The sequence below is a fragment of the Desulfovibrio biadhensis genome (assembly GCF_055388615.1).
Map to the genome: position 1 here is coordinate 1,570,608 of NZ_AP042477.1, position 16,604 is coordinate 1,587,211.

The 16,604-nt window shown below is 55.4% G+C and carries 12 protein-coding genes; 7 read left to right on the forward strand and 5 right to left on the reverse strand.

Annotation, left to right across the window (positions count from 1 at the left end):
* Window positions 1–167 precede the first annotated feature (167 nt).
* The 7 genes from polA (at window position 168) to ACZ5EH_RS06930 (ending at window position 7,694) form a co-directional block, all read left to right on the forward strand.
* Entirely contained in the window at window positions 168–2,759 is a 2,592-nt protein-coding gene (gene polA / locus ACZ5EH_RS06900; RefSeq protein WP_464277391.1) for a DNA polymerase I, read from the forward strand.
* Window positions 2,759–3,388, forward strand: coding sequence for a phosphatase PAP2 family protein (locus tag ACZ5EH_RS06905; protein ID WP_464277392.1), 630 nt, complete (start codon window positions 2,759–2,761; stop codon window positions 3,386–3,388). Before polA ends, ACZ5EH_RS06905 begins: the two co-directional genes overlap by 1 nt.
* A 159-nt stretch (window positions 3,389–3,547) precedes the next feature.
* On the forward strand, window positions 3,548–3,790 hold the full coding sequence (locus ACZ5EH_RS06910) for a hypothetical protein (protein WP_464277393.1): 243 nt from the start codon (window positions 3,548–3,550) through the stop codon (window positions 3,788–3,790).
* Window positions 3,791–4,023: 233 nt separating this feature from the next.
* Complete coding sequence (locus ACZ5EH_RS06915; protein ID WP_464277394.1) at window positions 4,024–5,025, forward strand: biotin synthase BioB; 1,002 nt, start codon at window positions 4,024–4,026, stop codon at window positions 5,023–5,025.
* A 118-nt stretch (window positions 5,026–5,143) separates the two neighbouring features.
* Complete coding sequence (locus tag ACZ5EH_RS06920; RefSeq protein ID WP_464277395.1) at window positions 5,144–6,121, forward strand: ABC transporter substrate-binding protein; 978 nt, start codon at window positions 5,144–5,146, stop codon at window positions 6,119–6,121.
* Complete coding sequence (locus ACZ5EH_RS06925; RefSeq protein WP_464277396.1) at window positions 6,118–6,921, forward strand: ABC transporter permease; 804 nt, start codon at window positions 6,118–6,120, stop codon at window positions 6,919–6,921. Before ACZ5EH_RS06920 ends, ACZ5EH_RS06925 begins: the two co-directional genes overlap by 4 nt.
* Window positions 6,921–7,694 carry an ABC transporter ATP-binding protein gene (locus ACZ5EH_RS06930; protein WP_464278272.1) on the forward strand — a complete coding sequence of 258 codons (774 nt, stop codon included), beginning with the start codon at window positions 6,921–6,923 and terminating at the stop codon, window positions 7,692–7,694. Before ACZ5EH_RS06925 ends, ACZ5EH_RS06930 begins: the two co-directional genes overlap by 1 nt.
* A gap of 54 nt (window positions 7,695–7,748) precedes the next feature.
* On the opposite strand, the gene ACZ5EH_RS06935 is transcribed toward ACZ5EH_RS06930, so the two are convergent.
* The 5 genes from ACZ5EH_RS06935 to treS all read right to left on the reverse strand — a co-directional run bounded on the left by ACZ5EH_RS06935 (window position 7,749) and on the right by treS (window position 16,592).
* Window positions 7,749–8,087, reverse strand: coding sequence for a hypothetical protein (locus ACZ5EH_RS06935; RefSeq protein WP_464277397.1), 339 nt, complete (start codon window positions 8,085–8,087; stop codon window positions 7,749–7,751).
* A 13-nt stretch (window positions 8,088–8,100) separates the two neighbouring features.
* Entirely contained in the window at window positions 8,101–9,021 is a 921-nt protein-coding gene (locus tag ACZ5EH_RS06940) for a hypothetical protein (RefSeq protein WP_464277398.1), read from the reverse strand.
* 164 nt (window positions 9,022–9,185) lie between these two features.
* On the reverse strand, window positions 9,186–11,057 hold the full coding sequence (treZ, locus tag ACZ5EH_RS06945) for a malto-oligosyltrehalose trehalohydrolase (protein ID WP_464277399.1): 1,872 nt from the start codon (window positions 11,055–11,057) through the stop codon (window positions 9,186–9,188).
* Window positions 11,058–11,271: 214 nt separating this feature from the next.
* Window positions 11,272–13,209, reverse strand: a complete 1,938-nt coding sequence (gene glgB / locus ACZ5EH_RS06950; RefSeq protein WP_464277400.1) for a 1,4-alpha-glucan branching protein GlgB — start codon at window positions 13,207–13,209, stop codon at window positions 11,272–11,274.
* Entirely contained in the window at window positions 13,206–16,592 is a 3,387-nt protein-coding gene (treS, locus tag ACZ5EH_RS06955; protein WP_464277401.1) for a maltose alpha-D-glucosyltransferase, read from the reverse strand. Before treS ends, glgB begins: the two co-directional genes overlap by 4 nt.
* Window positions 16,593–16,604 lie beyond the last annotated feature (12 nt).

A 16,604-nucleotide genomic window follows, 5' to 3' on the forward strand; every position in this document is an offset into this window, starting at 1 on the left:
TTATCGTTGCTGCGGCGCGGGCGAATGTCTTTTTTCTTTTATGGTTGCGTGTCTTTGCGCACGCAGCAGAGGGATCAACGACTTCTGGAAGAGCGCGAGGGGGCCCAAGAGGGAGCCCTGCGCGGCATCATACTGTGACGCAAAAACCGCATGAAGCAAGGTTTGCCATGCCCACACCGCTACAAAAGCGCCTCGGCCTCGACAAGGCTCCCCTATTTTTGATTGATGGCAGCGCATACGTTTACCGCGCCTTTTACGCCTACCCGGACCTGAAGCGTTCGGACGGTTTTCCCACCAATGCGTTGTTTATTGTCATGCGTCTTATGCTGCGACTGATTCGCGACGAGGACCCTGAGTATCTCGGCTTTTTTCTCGATGGCAGGGGACCTACGTTCCGCCATGAAATTTTCGAGCCCTACAAGGCGCAGCGCAGCGCCACCCCGGAACATCTTATCCAACAGCTGGAGCCCATCAAGCGGGGGGTGGAGCTGCTGGGATATTCCGTGGAGGTTTCAGACGGTGTGGAGGCCGATGACCTCATTGCAAGCATGGCTTCTCGCTGCAAAAAGGATCGCCCTGTTGTCATTGTTGGGGCGGATAAGGACCTCAAACAGTGCCTGGATGAGAACGTCTACATCTGGGACCCCATGGCCAAAAAGGAAAAGCTCGACACCGTGGCCTCCTTTCGCGAGGAGACGGGGCTAGAGCCTGCGCAATGGCCGGATTTCCAGGCAATCATCGGCGACTCCAGCGATAATATCCCCGGCGTGCCCGGTATTGGCCCAAAGGGGGCGGCAAAGCTCTTCGAACGTTTTGCCTCGGTGGAGGAAATAGCGGCACACCTGGATGATCTTACCCCGGCGGAGCGCAAGAAGATTGAGCCGGAAGTGGACAATCTGCCGCTTTACCGCAAGCTTACCGCACTGCGTACCGATATCCATGAAACAAATTGCGCTAACGACTACGCACGTAACACGTTGAACCATGACGCGCTGGCCGCGTTTTTTCAGGAGTATGAATTCCGCTCTTTTTTGCAGGAGCTGCCGCGCAAGGTGCAGACAAGGGCAACGGAGCAGGGCACATTGTTTGCGCAACCGCAGGCAGACAAATCGGCCGAAGTGCAGACAGAAGTCGGACCGGCCGCGGCCGAGCTTGGCAAGTTGCTTGAAGGCAAGGAAGTGGGGCTCACCCCGGCGCGCATGGGCTTTCTGGTTGCAGTGGAAGACAAAGAGTATCTGTGCGTTGAGGACCTGGAAAAGCTCCCTGAGGCGCTTGCGAAGGCAGCGCTTTTGTATACCCCGGATGTAAAAAAGCTGCTGCAGAATGCTCCTGAAATGCACGCGGTTCCTTTGGGGCACTGGTTTGACCTGGGCCTGGCCGCCTACCTGCTGAACCCGGAAGAGCGCGACTACACCTTTCCCAAACTCATAGAGCGCTATCAGGGGTTGTTGGAAGCAAGCCCCAACAATCAGGCGCTGACTGCCTTACACATGGGGCGTGATCTTGCAGCGCGTGTAGAAAATTCCGGACTCAAGAATCTCATGCGAGAACTCGAAACCCCGCTTATTCCGGTGCTGGCGCACATGGAAGAGGCAGGCATTGGTATCGATCTCGACGCGTTCCATGATTTTCTTGGTGAAGTGCAGGGGCAAATCGAAGAGCTGACAGCCGCAATCTACGCGTTGGCAGGGGGGGAGTTCAACATCCGCTCCAGCCAGCAACTTGCGCAACTGCTGTTCGAAAAACTGGAACTGAAGCCCGCGGGCAAAACCCCCAAGGGCAGCGCATCCACCTCGCAGGCTGCCCTGGAAAAGCTCCATGGCAAGCACCCTGTCATCGAAAAGATAATGGAGTTCCGCAAGCTAGAGAAAATGCGCTCCACCTACCTGGAGCCACTGCCCAAACTGGTGGATGCCAACGGCAGGGTGCACACCACCTTCAACCAGCTTGCCACCGCCACGGGGCGCCTTTCATCGAGCAACCCCAACCTGCAGAACATACCCATTCGCGGGCCCATGGGGCGACGCATGCGGGGGTGCTTTTGTGCAACCAATGGCATGAATCTGGTGGCGGCCGACTATTCCCAGATCGAGTTGCGCGTTCTGGCCCATTTTTCCCAGGACCCGACACTCCTGGAAGCCTTTGCAAACGACGAGGACATCCACAGCCGCACCGCAGGTCTGCTTTTTGACAAAACGCCGGAAGACATCAAACCGGATGAACGGCGTAGCGCAAAGACCATCAACTTTGGGCTGATCTACGGCATGGGGCCGCAAAAGCTGGCCCAGGACCTGGGCATTTCCCTGAAGGAAGCCAAAGCCTTTATCGAACGCTACTTTAGTCGGCTGCAAGCGCTGCGCACCTTTTACGAAAGCGTGGAGAAGACGACCAAGGAGCAGGGCTTCGTCACGACCCTGGCCGGCCGCAGGCGCTATTTGCCGGACATCAACTCGAGGAACAACCAGTTGCAGTCCCAGGCCAGGCGGCAAGCCATCAATACGGTGATTCAGGGCAGCGCAGCCGACATCATAAAAGCCGCCATGATAAAGGCCGACCTGGACACATCCCTGAGAAGTCTGGAAGCGCGTGTCATTCTCCAGGTGCATGACGAACTGCTGCTAGAAGTGCCTGAAAAAAAAGCCAAAAAAGCTGGACAACACCTGGCGCACATCATGGCCAACGTGGTGGATGAAAAGGGCTTCAGCGTCAAACTGAAAGTGGATTGGGGGCACGGGCTGACCTGGGAGGAAGCCCACTGATGTTTTTCGCCACCCAACAATGGGATCTGGCGGTCTTTACGTTTTTCAACAGCGTACTGCGTGCGGACTGGCTGGACCCAGTGATGCGCCTCTTTTCCATGAGCGCCATGCTCTGGTTGATTGGAGCGCTGCTGCTTGTCGGTGCGGCCCGTTATGTTGGCGTTACACGTGCTCTTGGCACAGCGCTTTTTCTTCTTTTGGCGTTGGGCGCAACAGACCAGACAGTCTATAGGCTCAAACAGGAGACCATGCGCGTACGTCCTTTGAATGTTCTGGCCGGGACTCATTATTATGAGGATGGCGCGTGGCGGCAACGTCCTGCTTCTTTTCAGCAAGAAAAGAAGACCGGCAATTCGTATCCCTCCGGCCATGCGGCCAACAGTATGGCGGCTGCGCTGGCTCTTGGTTTGTGCCTGCCGCGTGTGCGTCCATGGATTTTTCTGGTGCCCCTTTTCGCCGGGTGGTCACGTCTCTACCTGGGCAAACATTACCCATCGGACGTGCTGGCTGGCTGGATGACGGGCATGGTTGTAAGCGGGCTTCTGTATGGCTGGGCCTATGCCTTCTTGCCCGTGCGCTGGCGCATTTGGGAAAAGGATGCAGGGGGGCAATATCGTGAAAGAAAATGAACCGTGCCACCTTTTCGGGGATGTATCTGCGTTTGCCCTAGAACGGTAAATGTGAAATAATAATCGAGCGTTGCAAAACACTGCGCCGCACGCCGCTGTATGGTCTGGGGAGATGGCATACAGCGCTGGCAAATACATTACACACTACAGGAGGCTTCGATGTCTGACGAACACAAATCCGCGCTGGTAGAAGGGCTGCAAAAGGAACTCGACAAGGTTAAAAATTTTGAGGATCACGCGGGCTCTGCCGCGCAGCATCTTCTTGAACGTGCGGAACGTCTCGTGCCCTTGCTTGAAAATGGCATGCCCTGGCACAGCTACAGCAAGGAACAGTTGGATGACGCTGTTGAAGTTGCCAAAAAGCTGAATATTGGGCCTGTCGATTATACGGAAGATAAATAATACGCCCAGTTGTTTTTTTGAGCGCCCTCTCGTTAAAATGGGAGGGCGCTTTTTTTTATTCTTTTCCCCGGCCGTTGCGCAAGCAATTTATATGACCTTTTGCAACTTGAGTGAATCATTCGCGTGTTCTATTGGCGTTGCAAAAAATACGGCATTGTATACGTTGCATAGTACCCGATGGGTAATGCTGCACATATACGGAATCCTATGACCTATGAGGTTTTGACACGACCATGAGCTGGAATATAGCCCCTCGCATCGCGGAACTCCTTAAAAAAGGCGAAGATTTGGCAGGCATATCAGAGCAGGAGGCCGTTACCTTGCTGCAGTTGGATTTACAATCCAAGGAAGTCTACGCCCTCATGGAGACTGCCAATCGCATCTCGCGCAAGACTTTTGGGAACAAAGGGGAGCGCCATTTCCACATCGGCCTCAATGTGGAACAGTGTCGTTTCAACTGTCTGTTTTGCTCGCTGACAGAAAAGGCTGGAATATTTACGGAAAACGTGGAGTTCAGTGAAGAGCAGGTTCTTGAATGGGCGCGCCTGGCCGAAGCGCAAGGCGCGGACGCCCTGAACATTATGACCACCGGGTTTTACAGCTTCGAGCGCCTGCTTGAAATGGGGCGGATAATGCAAAAAACCGTAAGCACGCCTCTCGTAGCCAATACCCGGGACATTACGCATCAGGAAGGCGAACAGCTTTTGGACGCCGGCTTTGTGGGCTGCTACCACGCCATCCGTCTTGGAGAAGGACGGGATACTCCCTTTAAGCCCGAAAAACGCAAGCGCACCGTGCAAGTGTTTGCTGATGTCGGGCTCAAGTGGATGAACTGTGTGGAGCCGGTGGGACCGGAGCACAGTCTGGAAGAAATCGCACACTTGATGGCCTTTGCCAGGGAACTCGGGGCAACCTACTCCGGCGTCATGCGGCGCATCAATTTTGCCGGCTCCCCCATGGAGAAATTCGGCATGATTACCGAGCGCGAAATGGCGCGCATGGTCGCAGTGAGCCGTCTGGTCATGGGGGATGTGCCCCGCGCCCATTGCACCCATGAGCCCCACACCGCCTCTCTCCTGGCGGGGGCGAACCTGTTTTTTCCAGAGGTTGGCTCCAGCCCCAGAGACCTGGAGGCGGATACAGGCGCCGGCAGGGGCCAGGGGCTGGAACGCTGCGCCACCATCTTTAAGGAAATGGAGCTCGACGTTTCACTGCCTTCAAATTGCTTTGCATAGTACCAGCATATAGTCAGGCGCAAGAGGAATACGTGAAGTTGATTCACTTGCGCCGTGTGTTGTCAGGTTCGGAAGACGTTGGAAGATAACTGCAGTGCAGCACAGCAAGGGAGAACTCATGCAGGTCAGGAACAAGTCGTTACGCCTCGTTGCCGCCGGTATTGTGCTGGCAAGTCTGCTGGCCATAGCCGCAGCAATGACGGCCTCTGCGAATGAAGGGAATGCCTGGCGCCTGGGCACGTGGAAGACCGCCCAGACAATCCAGCCCTTTTTTTACAAGCAGTTTCTGCCTGCTGGAGTTGCAGGGGCGCAGGTATTTCCGTTTACCAACCCCGCAGACCAGAAAGCCGCGCTCCTCGCCGGCAGCCTGGATATGTGCGGCACCACACTGGCCCACGCCATCGCGTCTGCTTCCAGGGGCGAGCCTGTGGTGGTCGTGGCCGCGTTGTGCAACAAGTGCTCGGCCCTTGTTGTGGCCAAAGACGGCCCCGTGCAAGAGGTCAAGGACCTGAAAGGCAAGAAGATCGGCTATGTGCCAGGCACCATGCATGAGATTTTGCTGCGCGAGACTTTGCTTGCAAACGGGCTGGACCCCCTGAAGGACGTGGAACTGGTGCGGGTGGATTTCTTTGACATGGGCACAGCGCTTATGCGCGGCGGCATCGATGCGTTTCTGTCTGGGGAGCCTTTTCCGTCCCTGGCGACCCATGAGGGCTACGGCCGTATTCTCGCCTACCCCTATTATGATGAATCCGTAGGCGACATAAACGCCGGCATGCTGGTGCGCAAGGACGCCATAGAGCAGCATCCTGAGTTGGTGCAGCAGATGGTGAACGCCCATGCGGACGCCACCAGGTATCTGAAGGAGCATAAGAAAGAATGGCTGGACGCTGCTGCGGCCTTTGGCACCAACCGTGATGTTCTGGAGCTGGCCGCCCCGAATATGGCGCTGACCTGGGATATGGACGCTGCCTTTGTGCAGCGGGTAAAAGCGCTTGGCAAGCGGATGCTGGCCTTGGGGGTCATAGAGCAGGAACCCGACTACGACTCGCTCATAGACCTTCGCTTCGTGAAGCGTTATAAACAGGAGCCATGAAGCGGAAGTTGAAAACGCGCGGCGTCTCGCAGTTCCTGCTGCCGCTGGTTATGCCGGCGGTTATGTTCGGGCTCTGGTCGCTGCTCAGCTATTCGGGCATTGCCCCCAAATATATGCTCCCACCCCCTGACCAGGTGCTGCAGACCCTGTGGACGTATATTACTGCGGAACCAGGCAGCGGCGCCTATGCGGGGCGGTTTCTGGAAGACGCCAAGGCCAGCCTGGGCCGCGTGGCCTTTGGATTCTTGTGCGCCGCGTTTTTGGGCATTCCCTTGGGCGTGCTTTCCGGACGTTTGCGCCCCGTCCGGTTGCTGTTGGCGAACTTCATCGATGGTGTCCGTTCCGTACCGGGCATCAGTTGGCTGCCCCTTGCCCTGGTCTGGTTTGGCATCGGGTTCAAAGCTACTGTCTTTCTCATCGGCCTTGCGGCCTTTTTTCCCATCTACGTCAATACCATGGCAGGCGTTGCTGCGGTGCCGCAAACCTATTTGCGCGCCGGGGCCATGCTGGGCCTGAGCTCTTGGGGCATTTTGCGTCTGGTGGTGCTGCCAGCGAGCATGGGCAACATCCTGACGGGCCTGCGCCTGGGTCTGGGGCTTTCCTTCGCCTATCTTGTGCTGGGCGAACTGACAGGCGTGCCCCAGGGACTTGGTGCGGTGATTATGGATGCCCGCATGTTGGGGCGCGTGGACGTCATCATGGGCGGCATCCTGGTCATAGCGATTACGGGCTGGTTGTGCGATGCGCTTCTGGTCTCAGCCATGCGGCTGGGATTTGTCAGCGCAAGGAGGCTTTCTTGATGCAGGCCGCCGGGAGTGTCTCCCCCCTTATGGAGGTGCGCGATATAGCGCTCATGTACGGGCAGCCTGCGGTACCTGTGCTGGAATCTGTGAGCTTTGCCATGGCGCCTGGTGAGATAATGGCTGTGCTGGGCGCAAGCGGCTGCGGCAAAACAACGCTCTTGCACGTCATCGCCGGTTTTGTGCAGGCGCAAATGGGTGAAGTGCGAATAGGGGGGGCGCCGTCTTCAGCGCCATCTTCGGACAAGGCCATGGTTTTTCAGGAGGATGCGCTTTTCCCCTGGCTGCGCGCCTGGGAAAATGTAGCCTTCGGGCTGAAGGCCAAGGGCATCGGCAAGCGGGAGCGTAAGCTGCGGGCCATGGAAATGCTGGGCATGGTCGGCCTGCAAGGCTCTGAAATGTTGCTGCCGCATCAACTATCCGGGGGCATGCGCCAGCGTGTCGCCCTGGCGCGGGTGCTGGTGCTTGAGCCAAAGCTGTTGCTAATGGATGAACCGTTTGCTGCTCTGGACGCCCTGACCCGCGAGGATATGCACGAGTTGCTTTTGCAACTCCATGCTTCCCTGCGCCCGTCGATTCTGTTTGTGACGCATGACGTTTCCGAAGCCGCCAAGCTGGCGGACCGCGTGCTTGTGCTGGATGGTCAGGCCAAGGGCATCATTGCCGAGCAGTGCCTGGACCTGCCGCGCCCCCGCGATCTTGAATCCCAGGAAGTGCGCGAGACAATCATTGCATTGCGTTCGCTGCTCAAAAGCGGGGCGCGCATCGGCTAATAGCCATCATAAGAGTACCTGTTGCCCTCTTATGATAGCTGTAGAAAAGCGTGGCTATCCGTCCATGGTGGCGGAGATGTCCTGAAGAATTTCTTTGAATTTTTCCATGGCTTCAGCCATTTCTTTATAATTATCCATGGCCTCTTTGAGGCGCGCGATTGCCTTATCAATTGCATCCGTATGGTTTTTAATATCATCCGAGGTATGCCTCATGTTTATCCTGGATATGGCGCGGGCCAGATCGCCAATCGAAAGGGCTTGTTCTAGCGCCTCGTTTCCTCCTCCGGCCCTTACGTCGATTGCATACTCGTAAAGCATTTTTGACGTTACATTATGAGCCATGAGCATAGAGGCGATGTACTCAATTTGTTGTTCTGAAAATTCAATAGCCATGATGTCTCCTTCTTCACATCTTCACTAGTTCAAGGAGTCTTTTTGCTTGGTCAGCAAAAATTGCAACGGTTGTAGCTATGGATTTCAAATCAGCTTCATTTCCGCCTTTTGCATGGGCAACCAAGGCATCGACGGCTTTGTTGTAATTGTCCATTGAAGCCACAAAAAGGTAGGAAGCGTTTTCCGATTCACTTACATTCTCTACAAGTACCAGCATGTCACTCGTGTATTCTTTTCTCTTTTTGAGCGTGCTCCCCTCGATGTGTTGGTTCGCATGGTCAAAGGAATTCATCATACTGATCTTTTGTTTAAAAATCAGGTCAGGTATGATGTTTTGCCTGATGTCGTTGGCCACCATATTCGCGAGTTCCCGGGCAGATTCCGCATCTGCGAGGATTGCCTCTCGTATATCTTCAGCCTGGTCATGGGACATTTTTAAGGCGACCAGTTTACTCAACCCTAAAAACAAGTTTTTTACTCCGGCGTATACGAGGGCTACTTCCGATGAAGATTCAAGCACTTTTACCTTGTTCTTCAGGCTGTCTATGGATGCCACAACGTCTTTGGCTTCAGCGTAAAACAATTCGCCGTAATCTACTTCTGAGGTGCTTGCGAGGGCTTTAGCGTAGTTTTGCAGTGCTTCCAGAGCATTGCGTCTGAGGTTTATTGCATCAATGTCATAGCCGTGTTGGTCATAGATTTTCAGGTCTATGGGGGTGGCCATGTATAAATATCCGTTCATCTCCAGCGCAATGTGGCTTTCCAAAACTTCTGAAAAATAGATTGTCATGGCATCTGCAACATTACTTGTCGCAACGGCAAATTGGTTTGTTTGCGTTATGTATTGGCCTGGCTTGGAACATCCAGAAACAAAAAATACGGCCAGGAGTAAAGCGAGGAAAAAACAGGAACTGCGAAAACGGGGCAAAGACATGTCCACCTCCACGGGTTAAAAATGTGGGAGGAACCTCCAGGCTTATTCTGGAGAATGGTATAGAACATGCCTATAATGTGTGTGCTGAAAATTATAGTGAAATTGTGGCAAGGTTATGCGATCTGTCTAAATAAAAAAGATGTCATACACTTTTTGGCGTACGGTTATTGATCGAGCAAGAGGATTACCGATCGAGGGGGCAGGCGTATCTGATCAACGAGGGGTTCCTGAAGGGGAGAAATGCCCGCTCCCCCCCATTGTCGGGCTTCGCTATCCAGCAATACACGCCATCCGGCTTTGGTTTGAGAAGATGCTATTTCCGCAATGCGGTTTTCCAGGGTCATGTTGAAAAGGCAAAGCAGCTTCGCGTTATTCGCGGGGTCTGCGCAAGAAAGCGACAAAACGCTATTGCGATTGTCTATTGCTGTGTTGTTGCGGTTTTGAGGGCGGAGGGCAGGATGCTTATGGCGCAGGCGTAGCAGTTCGCGGTAAAAGGCAAGCGTGGGCGCGTGTGGCTTGGCTGATAATTTAGCCCAGTCCAGCTTGGAGCGCACAAAGGTTTCGCGCTGGTTTGGATCTGGAGGTGTTTCTTTCCAGCCAAAGGAGGCGAATTCGTGGAGCCGCCCCTTGCGTACATTTTCTATGAGTTGACTGTCGCCATGGTGGGTGAAGTAGAGAAAGGGGGCTGTTTCGCCCCATTCTTCGCCCATGAAAAGCATGGGAACGCCGGGGGTGAGCAGCATAAGGGCGGCCGCCAGTCTGCAGGAGGCAGCGTCCAGCAACGTAGGCAACCGCTCTCCTTTGAGGCGGTTGCCGATCATGTCGTGGGTTTGCAGCCAGTTTACAAAACCTGTTGCAGGCAGGTGTTTTGCAGAGAGCCCGTGATGCCGCTTGCGGTAATTTGAATACTGCCCAGTGTAGCAAAAACCGGCGTCAAGAGTTTGTGCAACCTGTTCCAGCTGGCCATAATCCGCATAATAGCCCTGATTTTCTTCCGTAAGATACGCATGGAGCGCGTGATGGAAATCATCATTCCACACGGCGTCCATTCCCAGTCCGTTATGTGCCAGGGGGGTAATCAGTCGGGGGTCATTGTCGTGGCTTTCGGCAATTAGCAGGGGGCGCGCCTTGTGTGGGGACGTCAATTCACGGGCCAAAAGAGCAATATCCGCCAGAATATGGTTAGGGCGGCGGTCATAAATCGCGTGCACGGCATCGATGCGCACACCGTCGATGTTGTAGTCCTGTAACCAGTGGCGGGCGTTTTCCAGCATGAAGTTACGCACGCCATCGGAATAGGGGCCATCAAAATTGACGGCTTCGCCCCATGGCGTAACGTATTTTTTGGTGAAATAAGGGGCAAAGTCTCTGAGATAATTACCCTCCGGGCCCAGATGGTTGTATACCACATCCAACAGCACGGCCAGTCCGCGTCTGTGGCAGGCCTGTACAAAGCGCTCCAGCCCAGCAGCTCCGCCATAGGCGTGTTGCACAGCAAAAAGATACACGCCGTCGTAGCCCCAGTTGCGTTCTCCCGGACATTGGGCCAGGGGCATCAACTCTACGGCATTCACTACCAGGTCCACCAGGTGGTCCAGTTTTTCTATAGCGGCGTCAAAGGTCCCGGCAGGGGTGAACGCACCAATATGCAGCTCGTAAATGACCATGTCCGCCATAGAGGGAGGGATGAACGCGTGCACATTTCGGGAAGGCGGCGCAACAACAGCAGAGGGCCCATGCACACCAAAGGGCTGTGCCCGCGAGGCAGGGTCGGGGCGGCGGACGTCAGCATCAAGAAGATAGCGGTAAAGCCGCCCTTCCGCGATATTAGTTGCGGTTTTCCGCCAGTATTCCCCCTCCTGCGTCAGAGGGAGCGCTAGCTCTACCGTCACAGCGTCGTTAGCCAGGAGTTCCAGCGTTACAGATGTTTTATGGGGAGCCCACACTGAAAAATGACAATGTCCGTCATCGTGAAGGTGCGCACCAATGGGGGTAAGCGTGTTAAGGATATTGCGGTCAGTGTAGGGTGTGGGCATGCGAGCTCCGGAGGCAGTGCGGCATGTATTGCTGCTTTGCAGTTGTCGGTAGTTTATTCTGCCCAAAGTAGATGAAAAACGCCATACGGCGCTGTTGCGCCCCAACTGGACTGCTGTAGGCCAGAGAAGATTTTGTATATTTAGGTGTTACGGGGTGTAAGAAGGGCTTTTTGGGACAGCCCGATAAGGTGTCCCAAAGAGCCCTTGTTCTTGATTATGTTGTTTCGCTTTCCGGCTTGAGAAACAGTACGGAAAGTGGGGGCAGGTTCAGGGACATGGAGTTGTAGTGGCCGTGGCTAGGCACGGGGCGTGTGCTTATGCCACCCATGTTGCCCCAGCCGGAACCGCCATAAATTGTGGCGTCGGAGTTGAGGACTTCGCGCCATGCGCCTGCCAAGGGTACCCCAAGCCTGTAATTGGAGCGTGGTATGGGGGTCAGGTTCAGCACCACCATGGTCATTTCGCCATTGTCACCCTTGCGGATAAAGGCGGCGATGCTGGCCTCGGAATCGGAACAATCGACCCACTGGAATCCTTCGCTGGAGTTATCCAGAGTGAAGAGTGCGCGGTCATGGCGATAAAGGCGGTTGAGGTCCTCCACCCAGCGTTTTACTCCCTGATGGTGCGGGTATTCAAGCAGGTGCCAGTCCAGGCTTTGTTCGTGCGCCCATTCGCGCCCCTGACCGAATTCGCCGCCCATGAACAGCAGTTTTTTGCCTGGGTGCCCCCACATATAACCGAACAGACAGCGCATGTTGGCGAACTGTTGCCACTCGTCCCCTGGCATTTTTCCGAGCAGGGAACCTTTGCCGTGTACGACTTCATCATGGGAAAGAGCCAGCACGAAGTTTTCCGAAAACGCATACATGATGCTGAACGTAAGCTGGTTCTGACGGTATTTGCGGTACACCGGGTCCTGGGCCATGTAGGACAGGGTGTCGTGCATCCACCCCATGTTCCATTTCATGCCGAAGCCAAGGCCACCCAAATACAAGGGGCGTGAAACCATGGGCCAGGCTGTGGATTCTTCTGCTATGGTCTGCACATCGGGAAAGTCTTTATAGACGGACTCGTTGAACTGGCGGATGAAAGAGATTGCTTCAAGGTTTTCGTTGCCGCCGTGAATGTTGGGAACCCATTCGCCAGGCTCTCTGGAATAGTCCAGGTAGAGCATCGAGGCCACGGCGTCCACGCGCAAGCCGTCGATATGATACTTGTCCAGCCAGTAGAACGCGCTGGATATGAGGAATGAGCGCACCTCGTTGCGGCCGTAGTTGAAGATGGCGGAGTCCCAATCCTTGTGAATGCCCTGGCGGGGGTCGGCATGCTCAAAGAGATGCGTGCCGTCAAAATACATCAACCCATGCTCGTCGGTTGGAAAGTGTGAAGGCACCCAGTCCAGAATGACGCCAAAGCCGTTTTTGTGCAGCAGGTCAACAAGGTACATGAGGTCCTGCGGTGTTCCCCAACGGGAGGAAGGGGCAAAGAAACCCGTGCCCAGGTAGCCCCATGACCCATAAAAGGGGTGCTCCATGATGGGCAGAAACTCCACGTGAGTGAAGCCGGTTTCGTTCAGGTAATTGACAAGGCGTTCTCCCATCTCACGGTAGGACAACTGTCGATTGTCTTCTTCCGGCACGCGCTGCCAGGAGCCCAGGTGCATTTCGTATATGGAAATGGGGCTGTTCAGGGAATTGTGCTGGTGGCGTGTTTCCATCCAGGACGCATCTTCCCACGTATACTCCAGGTCCCATACCTTGGACGCCGTGGAAGGGGATGTTTCCCCATGGATGCCAAAGGGGTCAGTCTTGTCCACGGAATAATCACCTTCGCGGGATACGATATGGTATTTGTAGTTGGCCCCTTTTGGCAGATCTGGAATGAACCCTTCCCACAGGCCGGAAGCGTCCCAACGAGGCGCCAGGGGGTGGGCTTGCTTGTCCCAGCCATTGAAATCGCCGATGACGTTCACGGACGCGGCGTTGGGCGCCCAGACTGAAAAAATGTAGCCCTTCAGGCCGTCATGCACCGCTGGGTGCGCTCCCATTTTTTGATAAAGTCTGTGGTGTTTGCCTTCCTTAAAAAGGTAAATGTCGTGTTCGGTCATCAGGCTTGGGCCATGAAGAACCGCGGGGATATCTGTTTTCGTCATTGGCTTTCTCCACAAAGATGTTTGATCCCGCGTAAAGGGATGATCAGCCAGGCAGGGCGGTTGTTGAGTTCATAACTCATCTCGTAAATGGCTTTTTCGAGAAGACTGGGCACCAGCAGTTGCTCCAGTGCGTGCTGGTCCTCAGGGGCAATTGCGCTGCCCTGAACGCTTTCCAGCCAACCGCGCAGAAAAACGCTGCTACTGTATTGATACCAGAGTTCCGCCCATGGTTCGAGAACAGGTACGTCATCCTCACGCACCCAGGAGTCTGTGAGCAGCGGAAAATAGGCGGCGTAATGAAAAGAGCGAATCATTCCTGCCACGTCGCGAACCGGGGAGCGTTTCAACCTGCGTTCGCTCATGGCGCGGGCAGGTTCGCCCTCAAAATCAAAGATCACGAAGTCCTTGCCCGTGAACAATACCTGCCCCAGATGGTAGTCACCGTGGATGCGAGTCTTGACCGAGGCGATCTTGCGTTTGGTCAGTCCGCTTGCAACTTCCAGCACCGCGGGTTCCAAATCCAGCACTTCAGACGCCTCGCGCTGCATAGGGGCGGGAAGGCTGCCTACATTGTCGCGTAACAGCCGGAATTCGCGCCCCGCCATGTTTCTGATGGATTGGAACATGGCCCGTTGGTAGTGCTGGGTGAACCGCTCCGGCACGAAAGCGGGGTCAGCATCGTCACTGGCAAGTGCCAGGTGCATCTGCCCGGTGCGTTGCCCCAGCAGATAGGCGGTTTCCAGGGCGTAGCCGGTGAAATACTGTTCCACCTCTGGCAAAGGGGCGCCCATGGCCAAAGCTGCGAGGTTCTGGCGCAAAGGAACAATTTGGGCATTGCCTTGATGTTCCAGTGCGCTTTCGTAAAAGTGCCCGACAATGTCCAGGGTCTGTTTCCAGGCGTCACCCTGGTTTTTAACAAAGCGTTGCATCAACCCCAGCACAACGCCTTCTTTGCGCCGTTGTCCCTTGTTTCTGGTTTCCGTGAACTCAAGCGCTCCTGCATAAGGGGGAATGTGGCTGAATCCGGCCTTGTCCGTAAGAAAACGCACCATTTCCAGATCAGGGTGATCGCCACGTTCGGTACGGCGATACAGCTTGAGGATGAGTTCCTGTCCAAAACGGATGGATGTGTTGGACTGCTCAGCGCCCAGGACCTTGGGCGTAAGGTCCAGCTCCGGTGTCTGGTCAATTTCGCGCAGGGTCTGGCCCGTGGCGGCTATAAGGCTGCCGCCTGAAGAGTCGATGGAAAGACCGTGCTTGAGTATGTCCAGAAGGCTCCAGAGAAAGGCCTCGTCATATACCGCCTCGTAAATGCATCCAGAACCGTTTGGAAAGTCCACACGAGCCAGGCTGCCTTTTGGCAGTTCATTGCCACCCGCATCTTCCGTTGCAGGGGAAAGCGGCGCGTACGCCAGGGGCAGGTTGTAGATTTCCGGATCCCCTTCGTCGTAGCTGACCTCAACAAGGGCGATGTAGGTGAGGCTGTGCCCCTTGTCTGTTGCGGTATGGGCTCCGCCCAGGCGAGGCCAGTCCAGAATGCGCATGCCGCGAAGTCTGCGGGCCTTGCCCCCGTACCATCTTTGCCGGGGGAAATAAGCCGGCAGCACGTGTTTTTCCAGGGCGCCGCGTGCGTGTTTGTCGTCAAAAAACTCGGCCCAGGATTGGGCTGTGGCGGTTGCCACTGTGGGCATGTGCGCCTCAGACGCTGCAACATGCTCTTTTTCCGGGGCGCATAGTTGGAAAATGTAGTAGCCATAAGGCCCCATGCTCAATGAATAGGGGTGCGCGCCTATGCTTTGGAAGGATGTGCGGCCAAAGATTTCCTTGGGCGAGCAACCTTGGTAGGGCGCCAGATCAAGTTCCGCCATCCGTGCAAAACGCCCCAGGTTGGCCACCACAAGGACAGATTCGTCCTGATGGGTCCGGATAAAGGCAAGGATGCGGGGATCGCCGGTTTCCAGAAATTTCATGCCGCCCCTGCCAAATGCCTGGCTTTCGTTGCGCATGGCCAGGAGTCGGCGCATCCACCATAAGAGGGAAGCCTGGCTGTGGTCCTGGGTTTCCACATTGACGGATTCATAATGATAGCCGGGGTCGATGATGACAGGCAGAAACAGGCTTTGGGGGTTGCCAGGGGAAAACCCGGCGTTTTTGTTCGAATTCCACTGCATGGGCGTGCGCACGCCATCGCGGTCGCCAAGGTAGTAGTTATCACCCATGCCGATTTCATCGCCATAATAGATGACAGGCGTACCTGGCATGGTCGCCAGCAGCGCGTGCATCAGTTCTATTTTGCGGCGGTCGTTGTCCAGCAACGGGGCAAGCCGGCGGCGGATGCCAAGGTTGATGCGCGCCCGGGGGTCTTTGGAAAAGATGCGATACATGTAGTCGCGCTCTTCGTCCGTGACCATTTCCAGCGTCAGTTCGTCATGGTTGCGCAGAAAAAGGGTCCACTGACACCCTTCGGGAATTTCCGGAGTCTGCTCCAGAATATCCAGGATAGGGTGCTTGTTTTCCATTTCCAGGGCCATGAACATGCGCGGCATGAGCGGAAAATGAAAGGCGGAATGGCACATGTCGCCCTCGCCAAAATAGCGCACCGCGTCTTCCGGCCATTGGTTTGCGTCGGCAAGCAGGATTTTGTCCGCATGCCTGGCCTCCACATGCTTGCGCAGCGTTCGTAAAAAAGCGAATGTTTCTGGCAGGTTTTCACAGTTGGTGCCTTCACGCTCGTACAAATAGGGCACGGCGTCGAGGCGCATGCCGTCAACACCCATTTCGAACCAGAAGTCGACGATCTGCAACAGTTCCTGCTGCACAGCCGGGTTGTCGAAATTGAGGTCGGGCTGGTGGTGGTAGAAACGGTGCCAGTAATAGCTGTTGGCTTCAGGATCAAAGGACCAGTTGGCGTGCTCGAAATCCTGAAAAATGACCCGTGCCTCCTGATAGCGCCTGGGGTCATCGCTCCAGACGTAGAAATCGCGCCAGGCCGAGCCTTTTTCCGCACGCCGAGAACGCTGGAACCAGGGGTGCTGGTCGGAAGTGTGGTTCAGCACGACCTCGGTTATGACGCGGATTCCCCTTTCGTGAGCGCTGGTTAAAAAGGTCTTGAATTCTTCCAGGGTGCCGTAGTCCGGGTGCACGTCGCAGTATTCAGCTATGTCGTACCCGTCATCACGCAAGGGCGAAGGGTAGAAAGGCAACAGCCAGATGGCTGTAACCCCCAGGTCTTCCAGGTAGTCCAGCTTGGAAAGCATGCCCTGAAAGTCGCCAATGCCATCGCCGTTGCCATCGCAAAAGGCTTTGACATGCACTTCGTAGATCACGGCGTCGCGGAACCACTCGATGCCTGAAGGATTATTGTTGTTCGTGAGAAGAGACATGGCGCTCAATCC